This window comes from Mycobacterium sp. IDUB_39 (assembly GCF_055419205.1).
This window is the reverse complement of record NZ_JBVAXF010000002.1, coordinates 603824-623492: the sequence shown is the minus strand read 5'-3', so window position 1 is coordinate 623492 and position 19669 is coordinate 603824. Positions and strand designations below refer to the sequence as shown.

Below are 19669 nucleotides of genomic sequence, written 5' to 3'. Positions count from 1 at the left end.
TGCTTTAACGGTGTGGGTTCGGGACCGGAAGGGCGGCTACAGCGTCGATCTCGACGGCCAGGTTGCCGAGGAGGGCGCTGATCTCCATGGTGGCGCGCGCCGGCCGGTGTTCGCCAAAGAACTCGCGGTAGACCGCGTTCATCGACGCATAGTCGTCAAGGCTGCGCAGGTAAACGGTGGTGCGAAGGACATCGCCCAATGTGGCACCGTAGCCGTCGAGGACTGTCACCAAGTTCGCGAGCACGATCCTGGTCTGCCGGTCAATGTCCAGGTGCGTCAATGGTTCCGACGTATCCGGGTCGAGGGCCAGTTGTCCGGCGCAGAAGATGAGACCGCCGCCGGTCGCTGCATGACTATAGGGACCCAGCGGGCTTGCTAGCTCACTCGTAGTTGACAACTTCATTCTCCTCCGTCAGAGACCGGCGCCGTGTCATCGGCTAAGACGTCACCATCGCTGGATCATTTCTTGTATTGGAGATACGGTACATCACGTCCACTCGGTTGCCAAGGGTTGTTGAACGACGGCGGATCGACCAGGTCGTCCAGATCCGAACGCCTTGGGTTCTCCTCGTAATCGCAGTTACATCAGCCTAATTCACGGGCCGAAGCGTGCTGGCTAGGTTCAGAGGGCGACAGCCTGGCCCGATCGACGGGGATTCGCGTCATGGGTTGCAGTTTCTCCGACCGCTTGAGGGCGACTCACGAATTCCCCTATTGTAGAACTACGGTGCCGCCGACCTCGGTGACCCGATAGTCGGTTCGCCCGTGCGGAATGCACGCACGAGTCCTCCCCCGGAAGGTCATTCAACTGATGAACACCATTCCCACAGCAGGCGTTGGTGGCCCTGCGACGCGCAGTGCCGTGCACCCGGTCGTCATTGCGCTGTGCCTATCGGCGGGTCCCGTGGTCGCGCTGGCCTTCACTCGATTCGCCTATACGCTGCTACTCCCGCCGATGCGCGCAGACTTGGGGTGGAGTTTCGCCGTGGCGGGCGGGATCACCGCGTCGAATGCGGCGGGTTACCTCATCGGTGCGGCGACAACAGGACTTGCCGCCAGGCGCATCGGCGAGTTTCGGTGCTTCGCGGGAGGGATGGCGATCAGCGCCGTGGCGCTGCTGCTGACCGTGGTGCAGTCAAACTATGTGTGGCTGAACCTCATTCGGGCAACAGGCGGCTACGCCACCGCCGTCGTCTTCATCGTTGGCACGGCGTTGGCTTCGCGGGTCACGGCCTCGGGGCAGGGACGCTCGTCGCAGATCATCAGCATCTATATGTCTGGCGTCGGCGTTGGGATCGTTCTCGCAGGCATTGGCGTGCCTTGGTCACTGGAGCATTGGGGCGAGAGTGGTTGGCGTGAAGGCTGGCTGATACTGGGCATTGCGGCGGCTGTGCTCGTTGTTCCGGCGGTGTACGGGGCACGTCAATGCGCGCAGGTGACCCCGGGTCGGGCGACCCTGGACAGGATTTCGCTTCGCCTGTGGCCAACCTTCGTGTGGTACATCCTGTTCGGCGCGGGCTACGTCACCTACATGACGTTTGTCGCTGCGCTTCTCAAGCAGCAGGGGTCATCTCGCGAATCGGTCGCGGTCTTCTTCATCGTGCTGGGGGTCGCATGCATGGCTGGCACACTCTTCGTGTGGGGGTACGTGCTCCATCGGCTTGATTCGCGCATCGCTCCGGCGGTCGTCAGCTTGACTGTCGCACTCGGCATACTTCCCGTACTCCTGATCCCAGGAACCATGGGAGCATTCGCATCCGCAGCCGTCTTCGGCATCGGCTTCATGGCTGGGCCAGCTGTCGTGATGATCATCGTGCAACGCACCTTGCCTCAAGCGGTCTGGACCGGAGCGATCGCGCTGCTAACGGTCGCCTTCTCGCTTGGGCAGGCCCTTGGACCGGTGCTTTCCGGAATGATCGCCGACGGAAGCTGGGGAATCAGCGGCGGCTTCTGGATATCCTTTGCGCTACTTGTCGCGGCTTCCGTGATGGTCGTGCTGTGCCCCCATCCGACGACGGAGCGCTAGCAGATCGAGTGAGCAGCGGCCGGCTGCGGCGAGACCGCGCCAAGGGTCGTTATCTCGACCCGCCAACAGCCGTACGCGCAGTTTCGCCGCGATGGCGGCGCTGGTGTCGCTGCGTGTCGAGTTGAAGGCCTAGCCGGTGACGAGCGAGACCGAGTTGGCCCGGCGCAGCTTGCCCGACGGCGTCTTCGGAATGGTGCCCGGCCCGAGAACCACGACGTTGCGGGGACGCACGTCGACCTCGGTCACCACTTCGTGTGCGACCTGGTGCTCGATGCGACGCACCTCGATCGGGTCCTTCCACGCGTTGGACTCCACGGCGACGGCGAACGTCTCACGCGAGTGCCCGGCGTCGAGGCGCACCGCGACAGCGCAGCCCGGGCGGACACCCTCGACGCGACCGGCAGCCCGCTCGATGTCGGTCGGGTAGATGTTGCGGCCCGCCATGATGATGACGTCCTTCACGCGACCGCAGACGACGATGTGCCCGTTGTCCATCTGGTAGCCGAGGTCACCGGTGTCGTACCAGCCGTGGGCGTCCTGCGACGGCAGGAACCCGCCCATGGTGATGTAGCCGGGGGTGAGCGACTCACCACGAAGTTCGATGACGCCGACGCCGCGGGCGGGCATCACATCGCCATTCTCGTCGACGACACGGGCCTCGAGATCCTGCAGCAGCGGGCCGAGCGAGGCCAGCCGGCGGGTGTTGCCCTTGGTCGCGGGTACGGCGCGACGCAGCGCGGCCAGCAGGTCGGCGTCGACCTCGTCGACCACCAGACCTGCACCACACTCGGAGAACGACACCGCGAGCGTGGTCTCGGCCATGCCATAGGCCGGCAGGATGCAATCGGCCCGCAACCCGAACGGCTTGCCCGCGTCGAGCAGATCCTCCACGTCGGCCGGATCGACTGGCTCGGCGCCCGACAGCGCGAACCGCAGTGTGGACAGGTCGAACTGACCCGGCTCGGCCTGCTTACGCAGGCGCTTGGCGAACAGCGCGTACGCGAAGTTGGGCGCCGCGGTCATGGTGCCCTTGTACTTGTCGATGAGCTTGGCCCACAGCAGCGTGTCGCGCAGGAAGTCCATCGGCGTGACCTTGACCAGCTCGGCGCCGAAGTACATCGGGATGGTGAGGAAGCCGACCATGCCCATGTCGTGGAAGCAGGGCAGCCAGCTGACCATGACGTCCTTGTCGACGTCGTACTCGGCGCCGACGAACATCGCCTCGGCGTTGGAGTGGATGTTGCGGTGCGTGATCTGCACGGCCTTCGGCGAGCCGGTCGAGCCCGACGTCAGCTGCATAAGCGCGAGATCGTCCTCACCGGTCTCGACCGGGTCGATCGGGTCGGCCTCGAGCAGCGCGCCGACCGTGAGGACCTTGATGCCCTTCTCCTCGAGCACGGGGATCGCGACCAGGAACGGCTCGGAGACGATCACGGCGTTGGCCTCGATCATGCCGATGACGTTCATGGTGTCCTCGGCCCAGACGGCGAGGTCGGTCCGCGGGGTCGGCTGGTGCAGCATCGTCAGGCTGGCGCCGCGCATCCACAGGGCCTGGGCGGTGGGTGCGATCTCGACCGGGAAACCGGCCAGCACGCCCACGGCGTCACCGGGTCCAACGCCTGCTGCGGCGAGTCCGCCCGCGATGCGACGGGCACGCTCGTGCACCTCGAGCCACGTGTGCCGCACGGGCTCGTGCGGCTCGCCGGTCACCATGCCGCGATCGCTCTCATGGGCGTTGCGGAACATCTTCTCGGTAAATCTGCTCACGACGACCTCCTGGGTCCAGGTGCCACTGCCCGGTCTTCCATGCTCCGCCAAGTGGCGGCCGCTGCACCGAAGGCACGCACATACGATTTGGGAGCAGTTGGGTTGCAAAATGATGATGCCGATCGGCCGGTACGACCGCTGCGCATCCGCCCGCCGGGAGTCCCGAGGCGAGTAATCGTCGCGTAGGCCGCGTCACCGCTAGCTTTCACCGTTGTCCATCTTAAGAGACTCTTAAGTAACTACCAAACCTACGACAGAAATGAGGCCTGGGTCACACTCGCGCAGGCCGCCGCCGCTAAGCCTGCGACGGAACGACGCGTGCGCCGTGCACCGGCCCACTGGCCGCCCGCACGGTGCGGCACACGCCCTCCCCCGCCAGTTGCACGCCGACGTCGACGGCGGCCGAGGCAGACGAGCACAGGAAGGCGCACGTCGGCCCCGAACCGGAGACGATCCCGGCCAGTGCGCCCGCCTCCTCCCCCGCCTGCAGGGTCCGGCGCAGGCGAGAGTCCAGGCTCAGCGCCGCGGCTTGCAGGTCGTTGCCGAGCAGTGGCGCCAGTTGCGCGGCGTCACCCGACGCCAGCGCCGCCAGCAGCGGTTCGGGGTCCTCCAACCGTGCCGGCCCACCCCCCTTGGCGGCGCGCAGTCGGTCGATCTCGTCGAACACCTTGGGCGTGGACAGCCCGCGCTCAGAGAACGCCAGCACCCAGTGAAATGTGTTTCGCGCCAGAACCGTTGCGAGTTGCTCTCCCCGACCGGTGCCCAGCGCAGTACCGCCGTGCAGGCCGAACGGCACGTCACTGCCAAGCGTGGCCCCAAGAGCGTGCAGATCGCGACGCGGCACACCGAGTTCCCACAGGGCGTTGATCGCCACCAGGACCGCCGCAGCGTCGGCACTGCCACCGGCCATACCGCCGGCGACAGGTATCGACTTCTCCACGAGGATCGCGACGTCGGGCGAACGGCCCACATGTTCGGCCATCAGCTCGGCCGCCTGCCAGGCCAGGTTGGTCCGGTCGGTCGGCAGGTCGGCAGCACCCTCACCCGAGGTCTCCAGCGACAGCGTCTCGGCGTTGCGCACGGTGATCTCGTCGAACAGCGAGACGGCATGGAAGACGGTCGTCAGCTCGTGATAGCCGTCGTCGCGCAGATCACCCACACCCAGATACAGGTTGACCTTGCCGGGGACGCGGACGGTCACCGACCCCGACGGAACCCAATCGGATGCGGTATTACCGTCGGAGGCAGGCACGCCAAGACAATATCGCCGTGGCGCCCGGGGCAGGTACCAAGTGGTGAGATACCCCTCGTTAATCCCGCCGCTCACAGCGGGCGGCAAAACCCGCTAGAGGCAACGCTAGTGATCGCCGCGAAGATGTGTCAAGGATCACCGTAGCCTGAGACTGTGCTCGCGCCCGACGATCGGTTCGCGGCCTACGTCATCGATGAGGCCGTCGGCCACGGCGGATCCGCGACGGTCTACCGAGCCCACCACGTCTCGGAGCCGAACCGCGCGGTGGCACTCAAGGTTCTCGATGACAGACACCGACAAACCGCTCAATTCGACCGCATCCGGCGCGAGTTCGACTTCGCCGGACGACTGCGTCATCCACACGTCGTGACTGTGTACGAGTGCGGTGCGGCCTGGCTGGCAATGGAACTGGTCGACGGGGGCCTGGTGACCAACCTCGACACTATGACCGACCGTCTCACCGCGCTGGCCCAGGTCGCCGATGCGCTCGACCACGCGCATCGGAGAGGCATCGTGCACTGCGACGTGAAGCCATCGAACGTGCTTGTCCGCCAAGACTTCTCATCCGGCGGCGTCGTGCTCATCGATTTCGGAGTGGCGCACTCACTGGCGCAGGACGCTCACCATCGACCGACGCACGTCGAGGCCAGCCTGCCCTACGCCGCGCCGGAACTGCTGCGTGGGCGGGCACCATCTGCTGCATCCGACGAGTACGCGCTGGCCTGCACCGCGGTCGAACTACTCACCGGGAGAGAGCCTTACGCCCCGACCACGACGACGGATCTGATCGACGCCCACCTCAACCGTCCGGTGCCACGCTTCGCGGGTCGTGTTGCCGGAATGACGCATGCGTTCGACTCGGTCCTCGCCAAGGCCATGGCCAAGGACCCCGACCATCGCTATACGGCATGTGCGGAGTTCATCCGGTTGATGACTCGCGCGCTGGGGTGATCGGCGCCGATGTCAGCGCCGCCACCGAGCTACAGGACGCGCTGTTGTTCCTCGGTGGTCTTCGGCTGCTGCTGAGGCTTCCACCCCGAGCGCTGCAGAAGACGGACGAAGTCGGCAATGCTCAGCGTCTCACCGCGACGGGCCGGATCGATGCTGGCCGACAGCAGTCGCTCGGCAGACTCGTTGCCCGAGCCCGCCCATTCGGCGAACGCGTTACGCGAGGTCTTGCGGCGCTGTGCGAATGCGATGTCGATCAGCTTGAAGACCTCGTCGCGGAACTCCGCGTCCGTCGGCCACGTCGACGTCTCGTAGCGGTCGATGCGCACCAGACCGGAGTACACCCGCGGGATCGGCCAGAAGACCGTCGGGGACACCATGCCGTACCGGCGGACACTGCCGTAGAAGCGCATCTTCGCGCTCGGCACCCCGTAGTCCTTGCCACCGGGCTCGGCGGCGAGTCGCTCGGCGACCTCGGCCTGAACCATGACCATGACGGTCCGGATGGTCGGGAACTCCGCGAGCAGGTGCAACAGCGCGGGGACGGCCACGTTGTACGGCAGGTTGGCGACCATGGCGGTCGGCGCATCCTCGATGTCGGCGTTGCCGAGCTTGAGGATGTCTGCGTTCAACACCGACAGACGACTGATCTCGCTGTGGGAGTGCTCGGCGACCGTCTTCGGCAGCTGACGCGCCAGAAGCGGATCGATCTCGACCGCCGTCACACGGGACCCGCGATCGAGCAGCGCCAATGTCAATGACCCGAGGCCGGGACCGACCTCGAGCACGTGGTCATGGCGATTGATGCCCGACGCCGACACGATTCGTCGCACAGTGTTTGCGTCGTGAACGAAATTCTGACCGAAAGACTTCTTCGGCCTGAAGTCGAGTTCCTTCGCCAGATGCCTTATCTCGGTCCGCCCGAGGAGCCTGATGGTCAGCGGACTCCCAACCTTCCACTACAAGTCGGCCAGGCACCCCAACCCTGGCGTGCCCGAGTTACCTCAGCAATCGTGATCTGCTCTTCCCGCGTGGCCAGATCAGCTCTAGGAGCATACCTTAACCCGCCGCTTCGCTCCCATGTGTTCAGATCAAATTGCACGCCACCGTAAAATCCGTTGCCGGTGTTTATAGCCCAATTACCACCCGCTTCGCACTGCGAGAGCGCGTCCCAAGTGGCCCCGTTGGACACCGGCGGTACCTCGGTGCCGGGCTTCGCCCCGACTCGAACCACCCCGTCGCGGGCCGGCGTGAGGACGACATTGGCTACTGGCAGTCTGCCCGTCTCGACGCCGTTCACACGTGCCACGGCAAACGTCACATCCTGGGTTCCGGGCATGCCCGGGTCCTCGACGACCTTCCTGCTCATGTTCATCGTGGGGTCGGGAACCTGGTGGTTGTTCGGCACCAGTGGTGCGCGCTCGGTCACCTTCTCGACACGCACCCGAGTGACGTCGACCCGCATTCCCTCGACGACTGGCGAGGACGCGGCGGGCACGACCGTGTCGCTCTGCTGCAGGGGTACGCCCGCGGCCTCGAGTAGGCCGGCCACGTTCGCCGCCGCCAGGTGGACGGTCCGCATCACGCCCGCATCGCTGATGTTCACCGTGCGCGCGCTGACGACCGGTAGGGACATGCCGCCGATCGGCACGCGGGTGGCGCGTGACGCGGCGGCCGGCGCGGTGTCATTCATCGACAGCTGGGCCAGCGCCTCCTGCACCGTGGACGCCGTCGTCCAGACCTCACGGCTGTCCCGGCCGTCCAGCGAAATCTGCAGAGGCCTGCTGCGGCGCAGCACGATGGTGTCCGACTGGCTCACATCGGCATCGGCGGCCGGGTAGAGGTCATCGCGTTCACCCAGGTCGAAGCCATTTTCCTCGACGACGTCGATGACGTGCGACTTCATGGTCGACACCGTCATCTCGGTGCCGTCGACGACGAGCTTGACGGTCTTATGCGCGGTCACAGCTACGCTGCCCGCAAACGCCAGACCCAGAAGCAGCAGCGCGACGCAGACCTTCAATAAAGGCGAGCGAGTGTCATTTAGTTTGTGTAAGGCATTCAAAATTGGTTATCCCCGACTGGTAAGGCCAGCGCCGAACATTCGATTGGAAAGGCCGTTTCTATAACAGGACGGTAACCAAAGGGTCAGGTGGCGGCAACTGACGTCACATGCGGATTCGGTAGGTCGCCGTCGCAGTCTCCGCGGTCTCCCGCGCTAAATCCTCTGCGGGCCGACCCACGACCTCGGCCAATGCCCGCACCGTGTACGGCAGACAGTACGACTCATTCGGTGCACCCCGGTAGGGATGTGGGGTCAGGAACGGCGCGTCGGTCTCGACGAGGAGCTGCCCCGGCGGGATCAACCGGGCCGCCTCCCGAAGCTGTGTCGCGTTCTTGAAACTGACCGTTCCGGACAGGCTCAGCAACCACCCCGCGTCCACACATTCGCGGGCCATCTCGGGCCCAGAGGAAAAGCAGTGGAAGATCACGGTGTCCGGAGCCCCCTCCGCCAGCAAAACATCGAGGACTGCGGCATCGGCATCGCGGTTGTGGATCATCAACGGCTTGCCGGTGCGTTTGGCCAGATCGATGTGCCATGCGAACGCCTCGCGTTGGTCAACGGGATCCGCACAGCCCTCGAGCCGGCCGGGCCAGTACAGATCCATCCCGGTCTCCCCGACGGCGACCACACGGGGGTGCTCGGCGAGCCGCTCGAGTTCGGCACGCGCGTCATCGGTCAACGCGTTCGCGCGTGTCGGATGCAGTGCCACCGCGGCGTAGACCCGCTGATCCCACTCCGTCGCCTGGGTGGCCCATCGCGCGGCATCGAGATCGTCGGCAATGGTGACGACTGCACGCACACCGACGGATTCAGCGCGGTCGAGGATCGCGCGCACGTCGTCGGCATCGGTCGCGCCGCACGCATCGAGATGAGTGTGCGCGTCGACTAGTGGTGCCAATGGCTCGGGCAGCGGCGGGGGCTGGCGTTTCTCCCTCGGTGGCGGAGCCACCGGACCATCGACTGTCCCAGACACAACACAAAACAATAGGGTGAAGCGCGATGAGCACCTCGACACCCCCGACCACGCGGGAACCGTTCTACGTGACCACCGCCATCGCGTACCCCAACGGCGCACCGCACATCGGGCACGCATACGAGTACATCGCCACCGACGCGATCGCCCGGTTCAAGCGGCTCGACGGTGTCGACGTCCGCTTTCTCACCGGCACCGACGAGCACGGGCTCAAGATGGCCCAGACCGCCGCCGCGGAGGGGATTCCGACCGCCGACCTAGCGCGTCGCAATTCCGACGCCTTCCAGGCGATGCAGGACAAGCTCGGCATCTCGTTCGACCGTTTCATCCGCACCACCGATGCCGACCACATCGAGGCCTCGATCGCGATCTGGAACCAGATGAACGCCGCGGGTGACATCTACCTCGACACGTACGCGGGCTGGTACTCGGTGCGCGACGAACGCTTCTTCACCGATGACGAACTCGAGGTGCAGGCCGACGGCACCCGGATCGCCACCGAGACGGGCACCCCCGTCACGTGGACCGAGGAGCAGACCTACTTCTTCCGGCTGTCGGCCTACGCCGAGCGACTGCTGGCGCACTACGCGGCTCATCCCGAGTTCATCGGGCCCGACGTCCGGCGCAACGAGATCGTCAGCTTCGTCTCCGGTGGGCTGCGCGACCTCTCCATCTCACGCACCACATTCGACTGGGGTGTCCAGGTCCCCGATCATCCCGACCACGTGATGTACGTCTGGGTCGACGCGTTGACCAATTACCTGACCGGCGCGGGATATCCGGACACCTCTTCGGAGGCGTTCAAGAAGTACTGGCCCGCCGATCTGCACATGATCGGCAAGGACATCATTCGGTTCCACACCGTCTACTGGCCCGCCTTCCTGATGTCTGCCGGAATCGCCCTGCCCAAGCGGGTGTTCGTGCACGGCTTCCTGTTGAACCGTGGCGAGAAGATGAGCAAGTCGGTCGGCAACGTCGTCGACCCCATCGCGCTGGTCGACGCCTTCGGGTTGGACCAGGTCCGCTACTTCCTGCTGCGCGAAGTGCCGTTCGGGCAGGACGGCAGCTACAACGAGGACGCGATCATCGGCCGGATCAACGCCGACCTGGCCAACGAGTTGGGCAATCTGGCCCAGCGCTCGTTGTCGATGGTGAACAAGAACCTCGACGCCGCCGTCCCGCAGCCAGGCGAGTTCTCCGCCGCAGACCGTGAGATGTTGGCGCTGGCGGACGGGTTGTTGGAGCAGGTTCGCGCGCACTTCGACGTGCCCGCGATGCATCTGGCGCTGGAGGCCATCTGGTCGGTGCTGGGGGCGGCCAACCGCTACTTCTCCGCGCAGGAACCGTGGGTACTGCGCAAGTCCGAGGCCGCGCAGGACCAGGAGCGATTCGGCACGGTGCTCTACACGACGCTGGAGACCGTGCGGATCGCCGCACTGCTCGTGCAGCCCGTGATGCCCGAGTCTGCGGCCAAACTGCTCGACCTGCTCGGCCAGGACGCAGACGCGAGGTCATTCGAGGCCATCAGCACCCGCCTGAGCCCCGGAACGGCGCTGCCGAAACCCGAGGGTGTGTTCCCGCGGTATTTGGTGGAGTGACCTGAGCCACATTCGGTCGCCACGTGTCACACTTCGGCGCTACCAGGTGTCTTGAGGTCAGCCCGGTTCAACGAGGAGCCGGATCGACCCCAGAGGAGTGGACATGACACCGGAGCGAGAAGCCGCAGCGGGCCAGCGGACCAACGTCGTTGTGATCGGCGGTGGATACGCGGGCGTCATCGCGGCCAATCACCTACGACTGAACCCCGACGTGACCATCACGCTGATCAATCCGCGACCGGAGTTCGTCGAACGGATTCGACTGCACCAGTTGGTCACCGGCTCCGATGACGCGGTGGTGGACTACGCCGACATGCTCGGCGCAGATATCCGACTGCTGGTCGACACGGCGCAGCGGATCGATGCCCCGGCGCGCACCGTGACGCTGGCCTCCGGCGGCACCGTCGACTACGACTACCTGATCTACGCCGTCGGCAGCACCGGTGCCGCGCTGACCGTGCCCGGCGCCGCCGAATTCGCGCACCCCCTATCGGAATTGGAGCACGGTGCCCCGCTGCGCGAGGCGATCGCCGGCATTCGGCCCGGCGAACCGGTGACGGTCGTCGGTGCGGGTCCGACCGGCATCGAGATGGCGACCGAGCTCGCCGAGACGGGGCACGCGGTGACGCTGGTGTGCGGCGGCGTGCTCGGCCCGTACCTGCACGAGAGGGGCCGCAAGTCGGTGGCCAAGGTGATGCGCAAGCTGGGCGTCGAGGTCGTCGACGGGCCCGACACACTGGTCACCGAGGTCCGCGCGGACTCCGTGCGACTCACCGACGGGCGTGAACTGCGGAGCGCCGTGACGATCTGGACAGCCGGATTCGGCGTGCCCGACCTGGCCGTCCGCAGCGGTCTGGCCACCGACGCCATCGGGCGACTACTCACCGACGAGACGCTGACCAGCGTCGACAACCCCTACATCGTGGCGGCAGGCGATGCCTCGGCACCATCGGATTCACCACTGCGGATGAGCTGCCAGGCAGCGATTCCGCTGGGCGCGCAGGCCGCCAACACGGTGTTGAGCCGTATCGAGGGCTCCGAACCCGCGGTGATCAACCAGGCGTTCACCGGGCAGTGCATCAGCCTCGGGCGCAACGCGGCCACCATCCAGCTGGCCCACTTCGACGATCGGGTGATTCCGCTCTACATCGGTGGACGCACCGCGGCGATGATCAAGGAGACCATCTGCAAGGGCACGGTCGGGTTCCTGGCCAAGGAGGCACGCAAGCCGGGCTCGTACTTCTGGCTCAAGGGTGGCAAGCGCGCGCAGCGTCTGGCCGCGGCGAGGGCAGCTGCCGTCCGATGAGCACACTGTCGGGTGACGAACACGCCGAACGATTCACGCAGCTGCGTCCGCTGCTGTTCACCATCGCCTACGAGATCCTGGGCGCTGCAACGGAGGCCGACGACGTACTGCAGGACAGCTATCTGCGCTGGGCCGAGGTCGACCTGTCAGAGGTGCAGGACACCAAGGCCTACCTCGCCCAGCTCGTCACCCGGCAGTCGCTCAACGCGCTGCGTGCCCAGGCCCGCAGGCGCGAGGAGTACATCGGGCCGTGGCTGCCCGAACCCGTGCTGCTCGACGCCCCCGACGCGTCGTCGGACGTCGTACTCGCCGAGTCGGTGTCAATGGCCATGATGGTGGTGCTCGAGACGCTGACCCCCGATGAGCGCGCGGTCTTCGTGCTGCGCGAGGTGTTCGGATTCGAGCACGGCGAGATCGCATCGGCCATCGGCAAGTCCACGACCGCGGTGCGCCAGATCTCCCATCGCGCCCGCGAGCACGTACAGGCCCGGCGCAAGCGCTTCGAGCCCGTCGATCCCACGACCTCATTGGAACTCACGGCGCAGTTCTTCGTGACCGCGTCGACGGGCGATATCGACGGGTTGATGAGCATGCTCGCCCCCGACGTGGTGTGGACGGCCGACAGCGATGGAAAGGTCAGTGCCGCACGCCGACCGGTGTCGGGGGCGGACAGCGTCGCGCGCCTGGTCATCGGCCTCATCCGACTCGGCGGGCCCGACGGTCGCGCCGAGCCCGCCTTCTACAACGGTGCGCCGGCACTCGTGCTCTACCTCGGCGACAACCTCGAGGGCGTCGTGTCGGTGGAGATCGTCGACGGCAAGATCACGAACTTCTACGCCATGCGCAACCCGGAGAAGCTGGCGGGCGTGACGGTGTCGCGCGCGATCGGCCGCTAGGCATCCCGGCGTAGCCGGCAGCGAGGGCGTCGTACTGTCAACTCCATGCCCGTCACGATTCGCTCCCTGCTGGCGCGCTGGGACGCAAGCACCCAGCTTGTCGTCGGGGGCGGGGAGGCCGAACCGTCGATCGACGAACCGGTGACGTGGGTGCACAGTTCCGAACTGCCCGACCCGACCCCGTTTCTCGACGCGGGGCATCTGTTGCTGACCGACGGCTCCCAGTTCCCGCGCGGGTCGCATGATGAGGAGATCTACGACGCCTACGTCGCGAGGCTCAGCGCGAACGGAATACTCGGCCTGGGCTTCGGCACCCCGTTGATTCACGTTCACATGCCACCAGAGCTGGAGTCCGCGTGCCGTCGGCACAGTCTGCCGTTGTTCCTGATCATCGATCTCACACCGTTTCTGGCCATCGCCCGATATGTGGCCGATGAGCTGGCTCAGGAACAGCACGCGCGTATCCGGTGGTCACTCGACGCCCAGCGGGCGATCGCGCGGGCGGCGCTGCGGCCCGATGGCCTGACGTCCATCCTGGTCGAACTTGCCGAGCAGTTGGACTGTTCAGCGCAGTTGTTCGACGCCGCGGGCTCGCGCATCCGGTCTCCAACAGATCCACCGATCACGGAGCTGGACAACGCGATTCGTGACGCGGTGCGCGCCTCGCTGGAGCGTGGCGTGCGCTCCTCGTCACGTGTCGAGCTCGGCGATCGGGAATTCACCGTCCAGACGATCGGCCACGGTAAACGCCTCGACGGGGCGCTCGTACTGGAGGGTCTGGAGTGGTCCGATCCGGCGGCCGCCGATCTCGTCAACAGTGTTATCGCCCTTGCGAGCCTGGCGCTCACGCAGAATCGGGCCCTCGACAAGGCGTATCACCATTTGCGGTCGGGTCTGTTCGAGCAACTCCTGAAGGGCGACCGGGCGCTCGCGATGCGCACGGCGACGTCAGTCTGGGGCGGGCTGCCCGCTGAACCCGTGACCGTGATGGTCGCACCGCGGCCGCATCACAGCGACTTCCTGTTGGATGCCCTCGAGCGGGAGGCCGAGGAACGCCGTGGCCGTGTCTTCTTCACCCAGCGCGGCGATCGGATCGTCATGCTGGCCGAGAGTCCGCCGCCCCAGGAACTCCTGCAGTTGCTCGCCCGCCACTCGATTCCCGTCGGCATATCGGCCGCCGTGCCGTTCGAGGCGCTGTCCCGCGGGGTCGCCGAATCCGAACGCGCGCTACGGCACGCCGTCGAGACCGGGCGTCCGAGCGTGGCCTTCCCCGAGTTCCTCGACCAGGGCATGCTCGGACTGCTGCGCCGCGATCAGGTGGGCACGGTGGCCCGCGGCATCCTGCGCGTTCTGCACGAGCACGACGTGGACAAGGGCGCCGAACTTCTCACGACCGTACGAGTGTGGGTGCAGAACGAATGCGCGTGGGACGCGACGGCTCGCGAGCTTGGCATCCATCGCCACACCCTGCGCAACCGGATGCAGCTGGCCGGGCGCCTGCTCGGCCTCGACCTGGACAAGCTGCGCGACCGCCTGGAACTCTGGACCGCGGTTCAGCTGATGACCGAGGAATGACTGCGGTCGAACACCTTTCGCCCGCTCACCCACGTCGCCTCGACGTCGATTCCCGGGAGTTCCTCGGCCTCGACGGTCAACGGGTCCCGGGCGAGCACGACGAAATCGGCGAACTTTCCTGCCTCCAGGGAACCGACGGCGTGCTCGCGGTGCGCCGACGCCGCCGCCGTGAGGGTGTGCGCCCGCAATGCCTGCGCAACGGTGAGACATTGGGCGTCTGACCCGAGTCGCTGTCCCGACAGGGTTCGACGTTGGACGGCGGCGGCCACCGCTTCCAGTGGATGCGGCGGGCAGACCGGAGCATCCGAGGACAGCACCACCGGGACGCCCGCGTCCCGGATCTCGCCGAGCGGGGTCAGACGCTGCGCACGCTCGCCGAGCGCACCTGTCAACTCGTCGCCGTAGCGCAGGAGGTACTGCGGCTGCGTTATCGGCCACAGCGCGAGATCGCGGCAACGGTGCACCTGCTCCTCGCTGGGACCGCCGAAGTGCTCGATCCGGTGGCGTGCGTCGCGCGTGGGCGCGGGCAGGCCGGCGTGCGCGTCGAGCACCAACTGGATCGCGGCGTCGCCCTGTGCATGCGTTGCCGCCTGCAGGCCGAGCGCGGTCACCCGGGCAATGAGATCGGCGAGTTCTCCGTTCGGATGGTAGAGGTAGCCGAAGTCGTCGGGGCTGCAGCAGTACGGCTCCGAGAAGCGCGCGGTGCCGGCGGTGAGCGCGCCGTCCGCGTAGAGCTTCACGCCCGCGATGGCGAGGCGGTCGTCGCCGAAACGACCACAGATTCCCAGGTTCTCGAGTTCACCGATCAGGCTCGAGATCATCAGCAGCTCGGCGCGGATGGTCAGCGCACCGGCCTTGTTCGCACGCAGATACGCGCTGAGTTCGCGAGCCGTCACCTGCGCGTCGACGATCGTGGTGACGCCGCGTGAGTGCATCTCCGCCTGTGCGGCGAGCAGTTGTGCGTCGAGTGCCGCGGCATCGTCGGAAAGGTGAAAGTTCGGGCCGTTGTTGGTGATCTTCACGCCGTGACGCCCGGTGAGCCAGTCCGCCGCCGCATCCCAGACGGTGCCGTCGGGTGTGCCGTCAGGCTCTCGACCGAAGTGCCCGCCGGGTGGATCAGGGGTGTCGGCCGTGACCCCCATCGCGAGCAGCGTCGCACTGTTCGCCATGGCGCCGTGCCCGCTCGAATGAAAGACGAGCACTTCCCGGTCCTGGGCGACGCGATCGAGGTCGTGGCGGGTGAGCAGTCGTGCCTCGGCCACATTGCCGTGGTGAAAACCCCTGCCGCGCACCGCGCCAGGCTGGCTGGCCGCTCGCTCGGCGAGCGCCGCGACGACGTCGTCAATCGTCGGCGCCGCTTCCCAGCTGCAGTCGACCCATGACGCGAACTGCCCGTGCATGAGCGGATGGCAGTGGGCGTCGACGAAGCCCGGAAGCACCGTGGCTCCGTCGACGTCGATGACATCGACCTCGCCCGTGGCCTGCGAGCGGCACTCGGCTTCGGTCCCCACCGCGACAATGCGGTCGCCGCGTATCAGCATCGCCGCTACCGCAGCATCACTCGCGTGTGGCCGGATGACGCCCCCGACGATCAGCACCTCGTTGAGATCGCTTGTCATGCAACCGCTTCCTTCGACGTACCGACCAGGACGGTGAGCTTCCGCGTTGCCAGCACGCAACTGGCGGCCGCGACGCAGAGCACCGCGAGGTAGCCGAAGATCAGGATCGGCGAACCGCCCGACATTCCGAGCAGGGTGGGCAGCACGATCGGCGTCAACGCGCCGGCCGTCAGGGCCGCACCCTGGTAGGCAAGCGATGTTCCCGTGTAGCGCACCCGAACTGGGAAGATGCTGGCGAGTACGGCCGCGATCGGTCCGTAGTTGAATCCGGTGAACAGGGCCGTCACCACCAGCATCGCCGTGATCACCAGGAACGATCCGGTGTGTGCGAGCAGATACAGCGGCACCGAGATGACGGCGATACCGATGAGGCCGACCACCACCACGTATTGCGGCTTCCACTTGTCGCCGAGCCAACCGGCGAGGGGAACGAACACCATCTCGAAGAGACCGCCGATGATCAGCGCGTTGAGCAACAGGTCGACGGGAACTCCGGCCTCCTCGGATGCGTAGGCGAGGAAGAACGACGATGTGACATAGTAACCGCCCGTCGCCACGAGCATCGCGCCCAATCCGATGAGCAGGGGCCGCGGTGATCGGAACACCTCTGCCACGGGCGTCGCCGAGAGTTCCTGAGCAGCGCGCGCACGGGCGAACTCCGGCGACTCCCCGACCACCAGGCGGACGATGAGTCCGACGACCACCAGCACAGCTGACAGCAGGAACGGTATCCGCCAGGAGCCCGAGGCAAGGCCGTCGCCAATATGTGCCGAAACGGCGAACACCGCGGCGGACAGCGTCGCACCCACTGAGGAGCCGAGCTGGGCGAACGACCCGAAGAACGCCCGACGGTCGGCCGGGGCGTGCTCGATCGCCAACAGCGCCGCACCGCCCCACTCGCCGCCCATTGCCACGCCCTGCAGCAGGCGAAGGGTTATCAGGAGCAGCGGTGCGATGGCGCCGACTGACTCATAGGACGGCAGCAGACCGATGCCCACCGTGCCGATGCCCATCAACAGCAGGGTGCTGATGAGCACGGGCTTTCGACCGAATCGGTCACCGAAGTAGCCGAAGATGAATGCGCCGAGCGGCCGGCCCAGATAGCCGAAGGAGGTGGTGCCGAACGCGACGATGGTGCCGAGCACCGGATCCATGTCGGGAGGGAAGAACACTTCACGGAAGACGAGCGCGGCGGCCGTCGCGTAGATGAAGAAGTCGTACCACTCGATGCTGGTTCCGGCGAGGGCGGCCAATGCCGCCCGCCGTGGCCGCGCTTCTGGGACCGAATCTCTCGCCACTGTTTTTCCTTACTGAACGAAGACTGCCGGAATGCACGACGCCGCTGGGACGCGAGGTGCTCGTGATCACGCTATGGAGCGAGTTGTGACGGACACAATGTGACATTCGTTGAGTCCATCGCTCCTGAGTCGACAAATGTCCAGGCTCTACCTGCGGCGCTTTGCCTGGGAGTACACGACGCAGCAAGCTGGCACAGTGCACGTTGAGCCGCTGCCGGACCCGGGTAACGCCCCGGCGGTGCTGCGCGCTCTGACCGCGGCCACGTCCCGGCTCGGACTGCCGCCACCGGCCGCGCTGACCGGTGACTGGTTCGGCTCCCGCGCCGTGATCGCCCCCAGCGTCGACGTCGCACCTGTCGGTGTCGACGAGGTGTTCGATGTCGCGCCCGGCGCCCAGACCGGTGTTGTCGGCGGCGGATGGATCGGCTACCTGTCCTATCCGGATCCCGGTGCCGACGGCCGCGGCCCCACCATCCCGGTCGCCGCTGGCGGGTGGACGGACAGCGTGCTACGCCAAGACGTCGGCGGCCGATGGTGGTACGAAAGCCTCTCCGGTGCAGCACTTCCCAGCTGGATCACCGACGCGCTCCGCTCGCCGCCGGACACTCGCCCCTACCACCTCGACTGGCAGGCGCCGGACCGCGCCACCCACCACCGTGGGGTGGCCGCCTGCCTTGAGGCCATCCGCGCGGGCGAGGTCTACCAGGCCTGCGTGTGCACCCAGTTCGTCGGGCGGATCGACGGTGCGCCCGTCGACCTGTTCGCCGACTCCGTGGCACGCACCGCACCCGCCCGCGCGGCGTTCGTCACGGGTGACTGGGGTGCGGTGGCATCGCTGTCGCCGGAGCTCTTCTTGCGCCGACGGGGCCACGACGTCACGTCAAGCCCCATCAAGGGCACGCTGCCGCTGGACCAGCCGCCGGCGGCGCTGCGCGCGTCGGTCAAGGACGTCGCCGAGAACGTGATGATCGTCGACCTGGTCCGCAACGACCTCGGTCGCGTCGCGGTCACCGGCTCGGTGACGGTGCCCGAGCTGCTGGTGGTCCGACCCGCGCCGGGTGTGTGGCACCTGGTGTCGACGGTGACGGCGCGCGTCGACGTCGACCTGCCGATGGCCGCGGTGCTCGACGCGACGTTCCCGCCCGCCTCCGTCACCGGTACACCGAAGACCCGCGCCCGCCAACTGCTCACGACGTGGGAGCGGGCGAGACGCGGAATCTATTGCGGGACAGTCGGGCTGGCCTCGCCGGTCGCCGGCTGCGAACTGAACGTCGCGATCCGCACGGTGGAGTTCGCCGCCGACGGCTCGGCGGTGCTGGGTGTCGGCGGCGGCATCACGGCCGATTCCGACCCCGCCCGCGAGTGGGAGGAGTGCCTGCACAAGGCCGCGGCGATCGTCGGCGCCGACCGCATCGGGGAGCTAATCGCGAGCGCGCAGGACGGCGTCGTACAACTCACGCCGTGACGGGGCACCCGGGTTGGCGGCCACCACCTGAGCGCAGGCGTCCTTGACCCGCATACCGTCGTCCACCAGCGCGATGACCTCCGCGACCATCGTGTCGGGGTCGGCACTCGGCACGGCACCCGCCAGGACGACGGTGATCTCACCGAGCACACCGTCGGCGGCCCAGTCGGCGAGCTCGGCCAGTGAGCCCCGCTTGACCTCCTCGTGGGTCTTGGTCAGCTCGCGGCACACGACGGCGCGACGGTCTGCACCCAGGGCCTCGACGGCGTCGCGCAGGAGTTCGCCCAGCCGACGCGGCGACTCGAAGAAGACGCATGTGCGTTGTTCCTTGGCCAGCGCGGCCAGCCACGTCAGGCGCGCGGAGTGCTTACGCGGCGCGAAACCCTCGAAGCAGAACCGGTCCGAGGCCAAGCCCGAGACGGCCAGCGCCGTCGTCACCGCCGACGGACCGGGCAGACAGCTCACCGTCAGTCCGGCGTCGGCGCACGCGGAGACCAGCCGGTACCCGGGATCGCTGATGAGCGGCATGCCGGCATCGCTGACGACCAGTACCGTCGCGCCGCCGGTGATCTCCTCGATCAGCCACGGCACCCTCGAGGCCTCGTTCTGGTCGAAGAAGCTCACGATGCGTCCCGCGGGCTTCACATCGAGCGATTGAGCCAGCCCACGGACACGCCGGGTGTCCTCGGCGGCGATCACGTCGGCGCTGCCCAATGCCTCGATCAGACGCGCCGAGGCGTCGCCGACCTGGCCCAACGGTGTGGCTGCCAGCAGCAGTCGGCCATCTGTCACACCGCACAGCCTACGATCGCAAGCGTGACCGCCCCGCCCGTCGACCACGTGGCTACCCCACGCGCGGTGCCGGTGATCAGTCCCGCCCC

Annotated in this window: 16 protein-coding genes; 7 read left to right on the top strand and 9 right to left on the bottom strand. The window is 66.9% G+C overall.

Annotated features, from left to right (window positions below):
* Window positions 1–4 precede the first annotated feature (4 nt).
* A complete protein-coding gene (locus ACZY0X_RS09315) occupies window positions 5–403 on the bottom strand; it encodes a RidA family protein (RefSeq protein WP_463769648.1) in 399 nt (132 codons plus the stop codon).
* Between the two features lie 408 nt (window positions 404–811).
* On the opposite strand from ACZY0X_RS09315, the gene ACZY0X_RS09310 reads away from it, so the two are divergent.
* Window positions 812–2026: a YbfB/YjiJ family MFS transporter gene (locus tag ACZY0X_RS09310; RefSeq protein ID WP_463769646.1), complete on the top strand. Its 1215-nt coding sequence runs from the start codon at window positions 812–814 to the stop codon at window positions 2024–2026.
* A 129-nt stretch (window positions 2027–2155) separates the two neighbouring features.
* Here the strand turns inward: ACZY0X_RS09310 and ACZY0X_RS09305 are convergent, their stop codons facing one another.
* Window positions 2156–3793: a fatty acyl-AMP ligase gene (locus ACZY0X_RS09305; RefSeq protein ID WP_463769644.1), complete on the bottom strand. Its 1638-nt coding sequence runs from the start codon at window positions 3791–3793 to the stop codon at window positions 2156–2158.
* A gap of 295 nt (window positions 3794–4088) precedes the next feature.
* Entirely contained in the window at window positions 4089–5045 is a 957-nt protein-coding gene (locus ACZY0X_RS09300; protein ID WP_463769642.1) for a 4-(cytidine 5'-diphospho)-2-C-methyl-D-erythritol kinase, read from the bottom strand.
* A gap of 153 nt (window positions 5046–5198) precedes the next feature.
* Here ACZY0X_RS09300 and ACZY0X_RS09295 point away from each other — a divergent pair, with 153 nt between their 5' ends.
* On the top strand, window positions 5199–5996 hold the full coding sequence (locus ACZY0X_RS09295) for a serine/threonine-protein kinase (RefSeq protein WP_463769639.1): 798 nt from the start codon (window positions 5199–5201) through the stop codon (window positions 5994–5996).
* Window positions 5997–6025: 29 nt separating this feature from the next.
* On the opposite strand, the gene rsmA is transcribed toward ACZY0X_RS09295, so the two are convergent.
* The 3 genes from rsmA to ACZY0X_RS09280 all read right to left on the bottom strand — a co-directional run bounded on the left by rsmA (window position 6026) and on the right by ACZY0X_RS09280 (window position 9031).
* The gene (gene rsmA / locus ACZY0X_RS09290; protein ID WP_463770589.1) at window positions 6026–6934 is read right to left on the bottom strand and encodes a 16S rRNA (adenine(1518)-N(6)/adenine(1519)-N(6))-dimethyltransferase RsmA; all 909 of its coding nucleotides are present in this window, start codon (window positions 6932–6934) and stop codon (window positions 6026–6028) included.
* The gene (locus ACZY0X_RS09285; RefSeq protein WP_463769637.1) at window positions 6931–8058 is read right to left on the bottom strand and encodes a transglycosylase family protein; all 1128 of its coding nucleotides are present in this window, start codon (window positions 8056–8058) and stop codon (window positions 6931–6933) included. The genes rsmA and ACZY0X_RS09285 overlap by 4 nt, the downstream gene beginning before the upstream one ends.
* Before the next feature lie 103 nt (window positions 8059–8161).
* Window positions 8162–9031: a TatD family hydrolase gene (locus ACZY0X_RS09280; protein ID WP_463769634.1), complete on the bottom strand. Its 870-nt coding sequence runs from the start codon at window positions 9029–9031 to the stop codon at window positions 8162–8164.
* A gap of 26 nt (window positions 9032–9057) precedes the next feature.
* On the opposite strand from ACZY0X_RS09280, the gene metG reads away from it, so the two are divergent.
* The 4 genes from metG to ACZY0X_RS09260 all read left to right on the top strand — a co-directional run bounded on the left by metG (window position 9058) and on the right by ACZY0X_RS09260 (window position 14406).
* Window positions 9058–10629, top strand: coding sequence for a methionine--tRNA ligase (gene metG, locus ACZY0X_RS09275; RefSeq protein WP_463769632.1), 1572 nt, complete (start codon window positions 9058–9060; stop codon window positions 10627–10629).
* A 103-nt stretch (window positions 10630–10732) separates the two neighbouring features.
* Window positions 10733–11935 carry an NAD(P)/FAD-dependent oxidoreductase gene (locus tag ACZY0X_RS09270; protein ID WP_463769631.1) on the top strand — a complete coding sequence of 401 codons (1203 nt, stop codon included), beginning with the start codon at window positions 10733–10735 and terminating at the stop codon, window positions 11933–11935.
* A complete protein-coding gene (locus ACZY0X_RS09265; protein WP_463769629.1) occupies window positions 11932–12831 on the top strand; it encodes an RNA polymerase sigma-70 factor in 900 nt (299 codons plus the stop codon). The genes ACZY0X_RS09270 and ACZY0X_RS09265 overlap by 4 nt, the downstream gene beginning before the upstream one ends.
* 45 nt (window positions 12832–12876) lie before the next feature.
* On the top strand, window positions 12877–14406 hold the full coding sequence (locus ACZY0X_RS09260; protein ID WP_463769627.1) for a PucR family transcriptional regulator: 1530 nt from the start codon (window positions 12877–12879) through the stop codon (window positions 14404–14406).
* Here the strand turns inward: ACZY0X_RS09260 and ACZY0X_RS09255 are convergent.
* Together ACZY0X_RS09255 and ACZY0X_RS09250 are read right to left on the bottom strand one after the other, a co-directional pair.
* Complete coding sequence (locus ACZY0X_RS09255) at window positions 14385–16025, bottom strand: amidohydrolase (protein WP_463769625.1); 1641 nt, start codon at window positions 16023–16025, stop codon at window positions 14385–14387. The genes ACZY0X_RS09260 and ACZY0X_RS09255 overlap by 22 nt on opposite strands.
* On the bottom strand, window positions 16022–17323 hold the full coding sequence (locus ACZY0X_RS09250) for an MFS transporter (RefSeq protein WP_463769623.1): 1302 nt from the start codon (window positions 17321–17323) through the stop codon (window positions 16022–16024). The genes ACZY0X_RS09255 and ACZY0X_RS09250 overlap by 4 nt, the downstream gene beginning before the upstream one ends.
* A gap of 196 nt (window positions 17324–17519) precedes the next feature.
* On the opposite strand from ACZY0X_RS09250, the gene ACZY0X_RS09245 reads away from it, so the two are divergent.
* On the top strand, window positions 17520–18788 hold the full coding sequence (locus ACZY0X_RS09245) for an aminodeoxychorismate synthase component I (protein WP_463770587.1): 1269 nt from the start codon (window positions 17520–17522) through the stop codon (window positions 18786–18788).
* On the opposite strand, the gene rsmI is transcribed toward ACZY0X_RS09245, so the two are convergent.
* Entirely contained in the window at window positions 18744–19580 is an 837-nt protein-coding gene (gene rsmI / locus ACZY0X_RS09240; protein ID WP_463769621.1) for a 16S rRNA (cytidine(1402)-2'-O)-methyltransferase, read from the bottom strand. The two genes, ACZY0X_RS09245 and rsmI, sit on opposite strands and share 45 nt — an antisense overlap.
* Window positions 19581–19669: the final 89 nt, after the last annotated feature.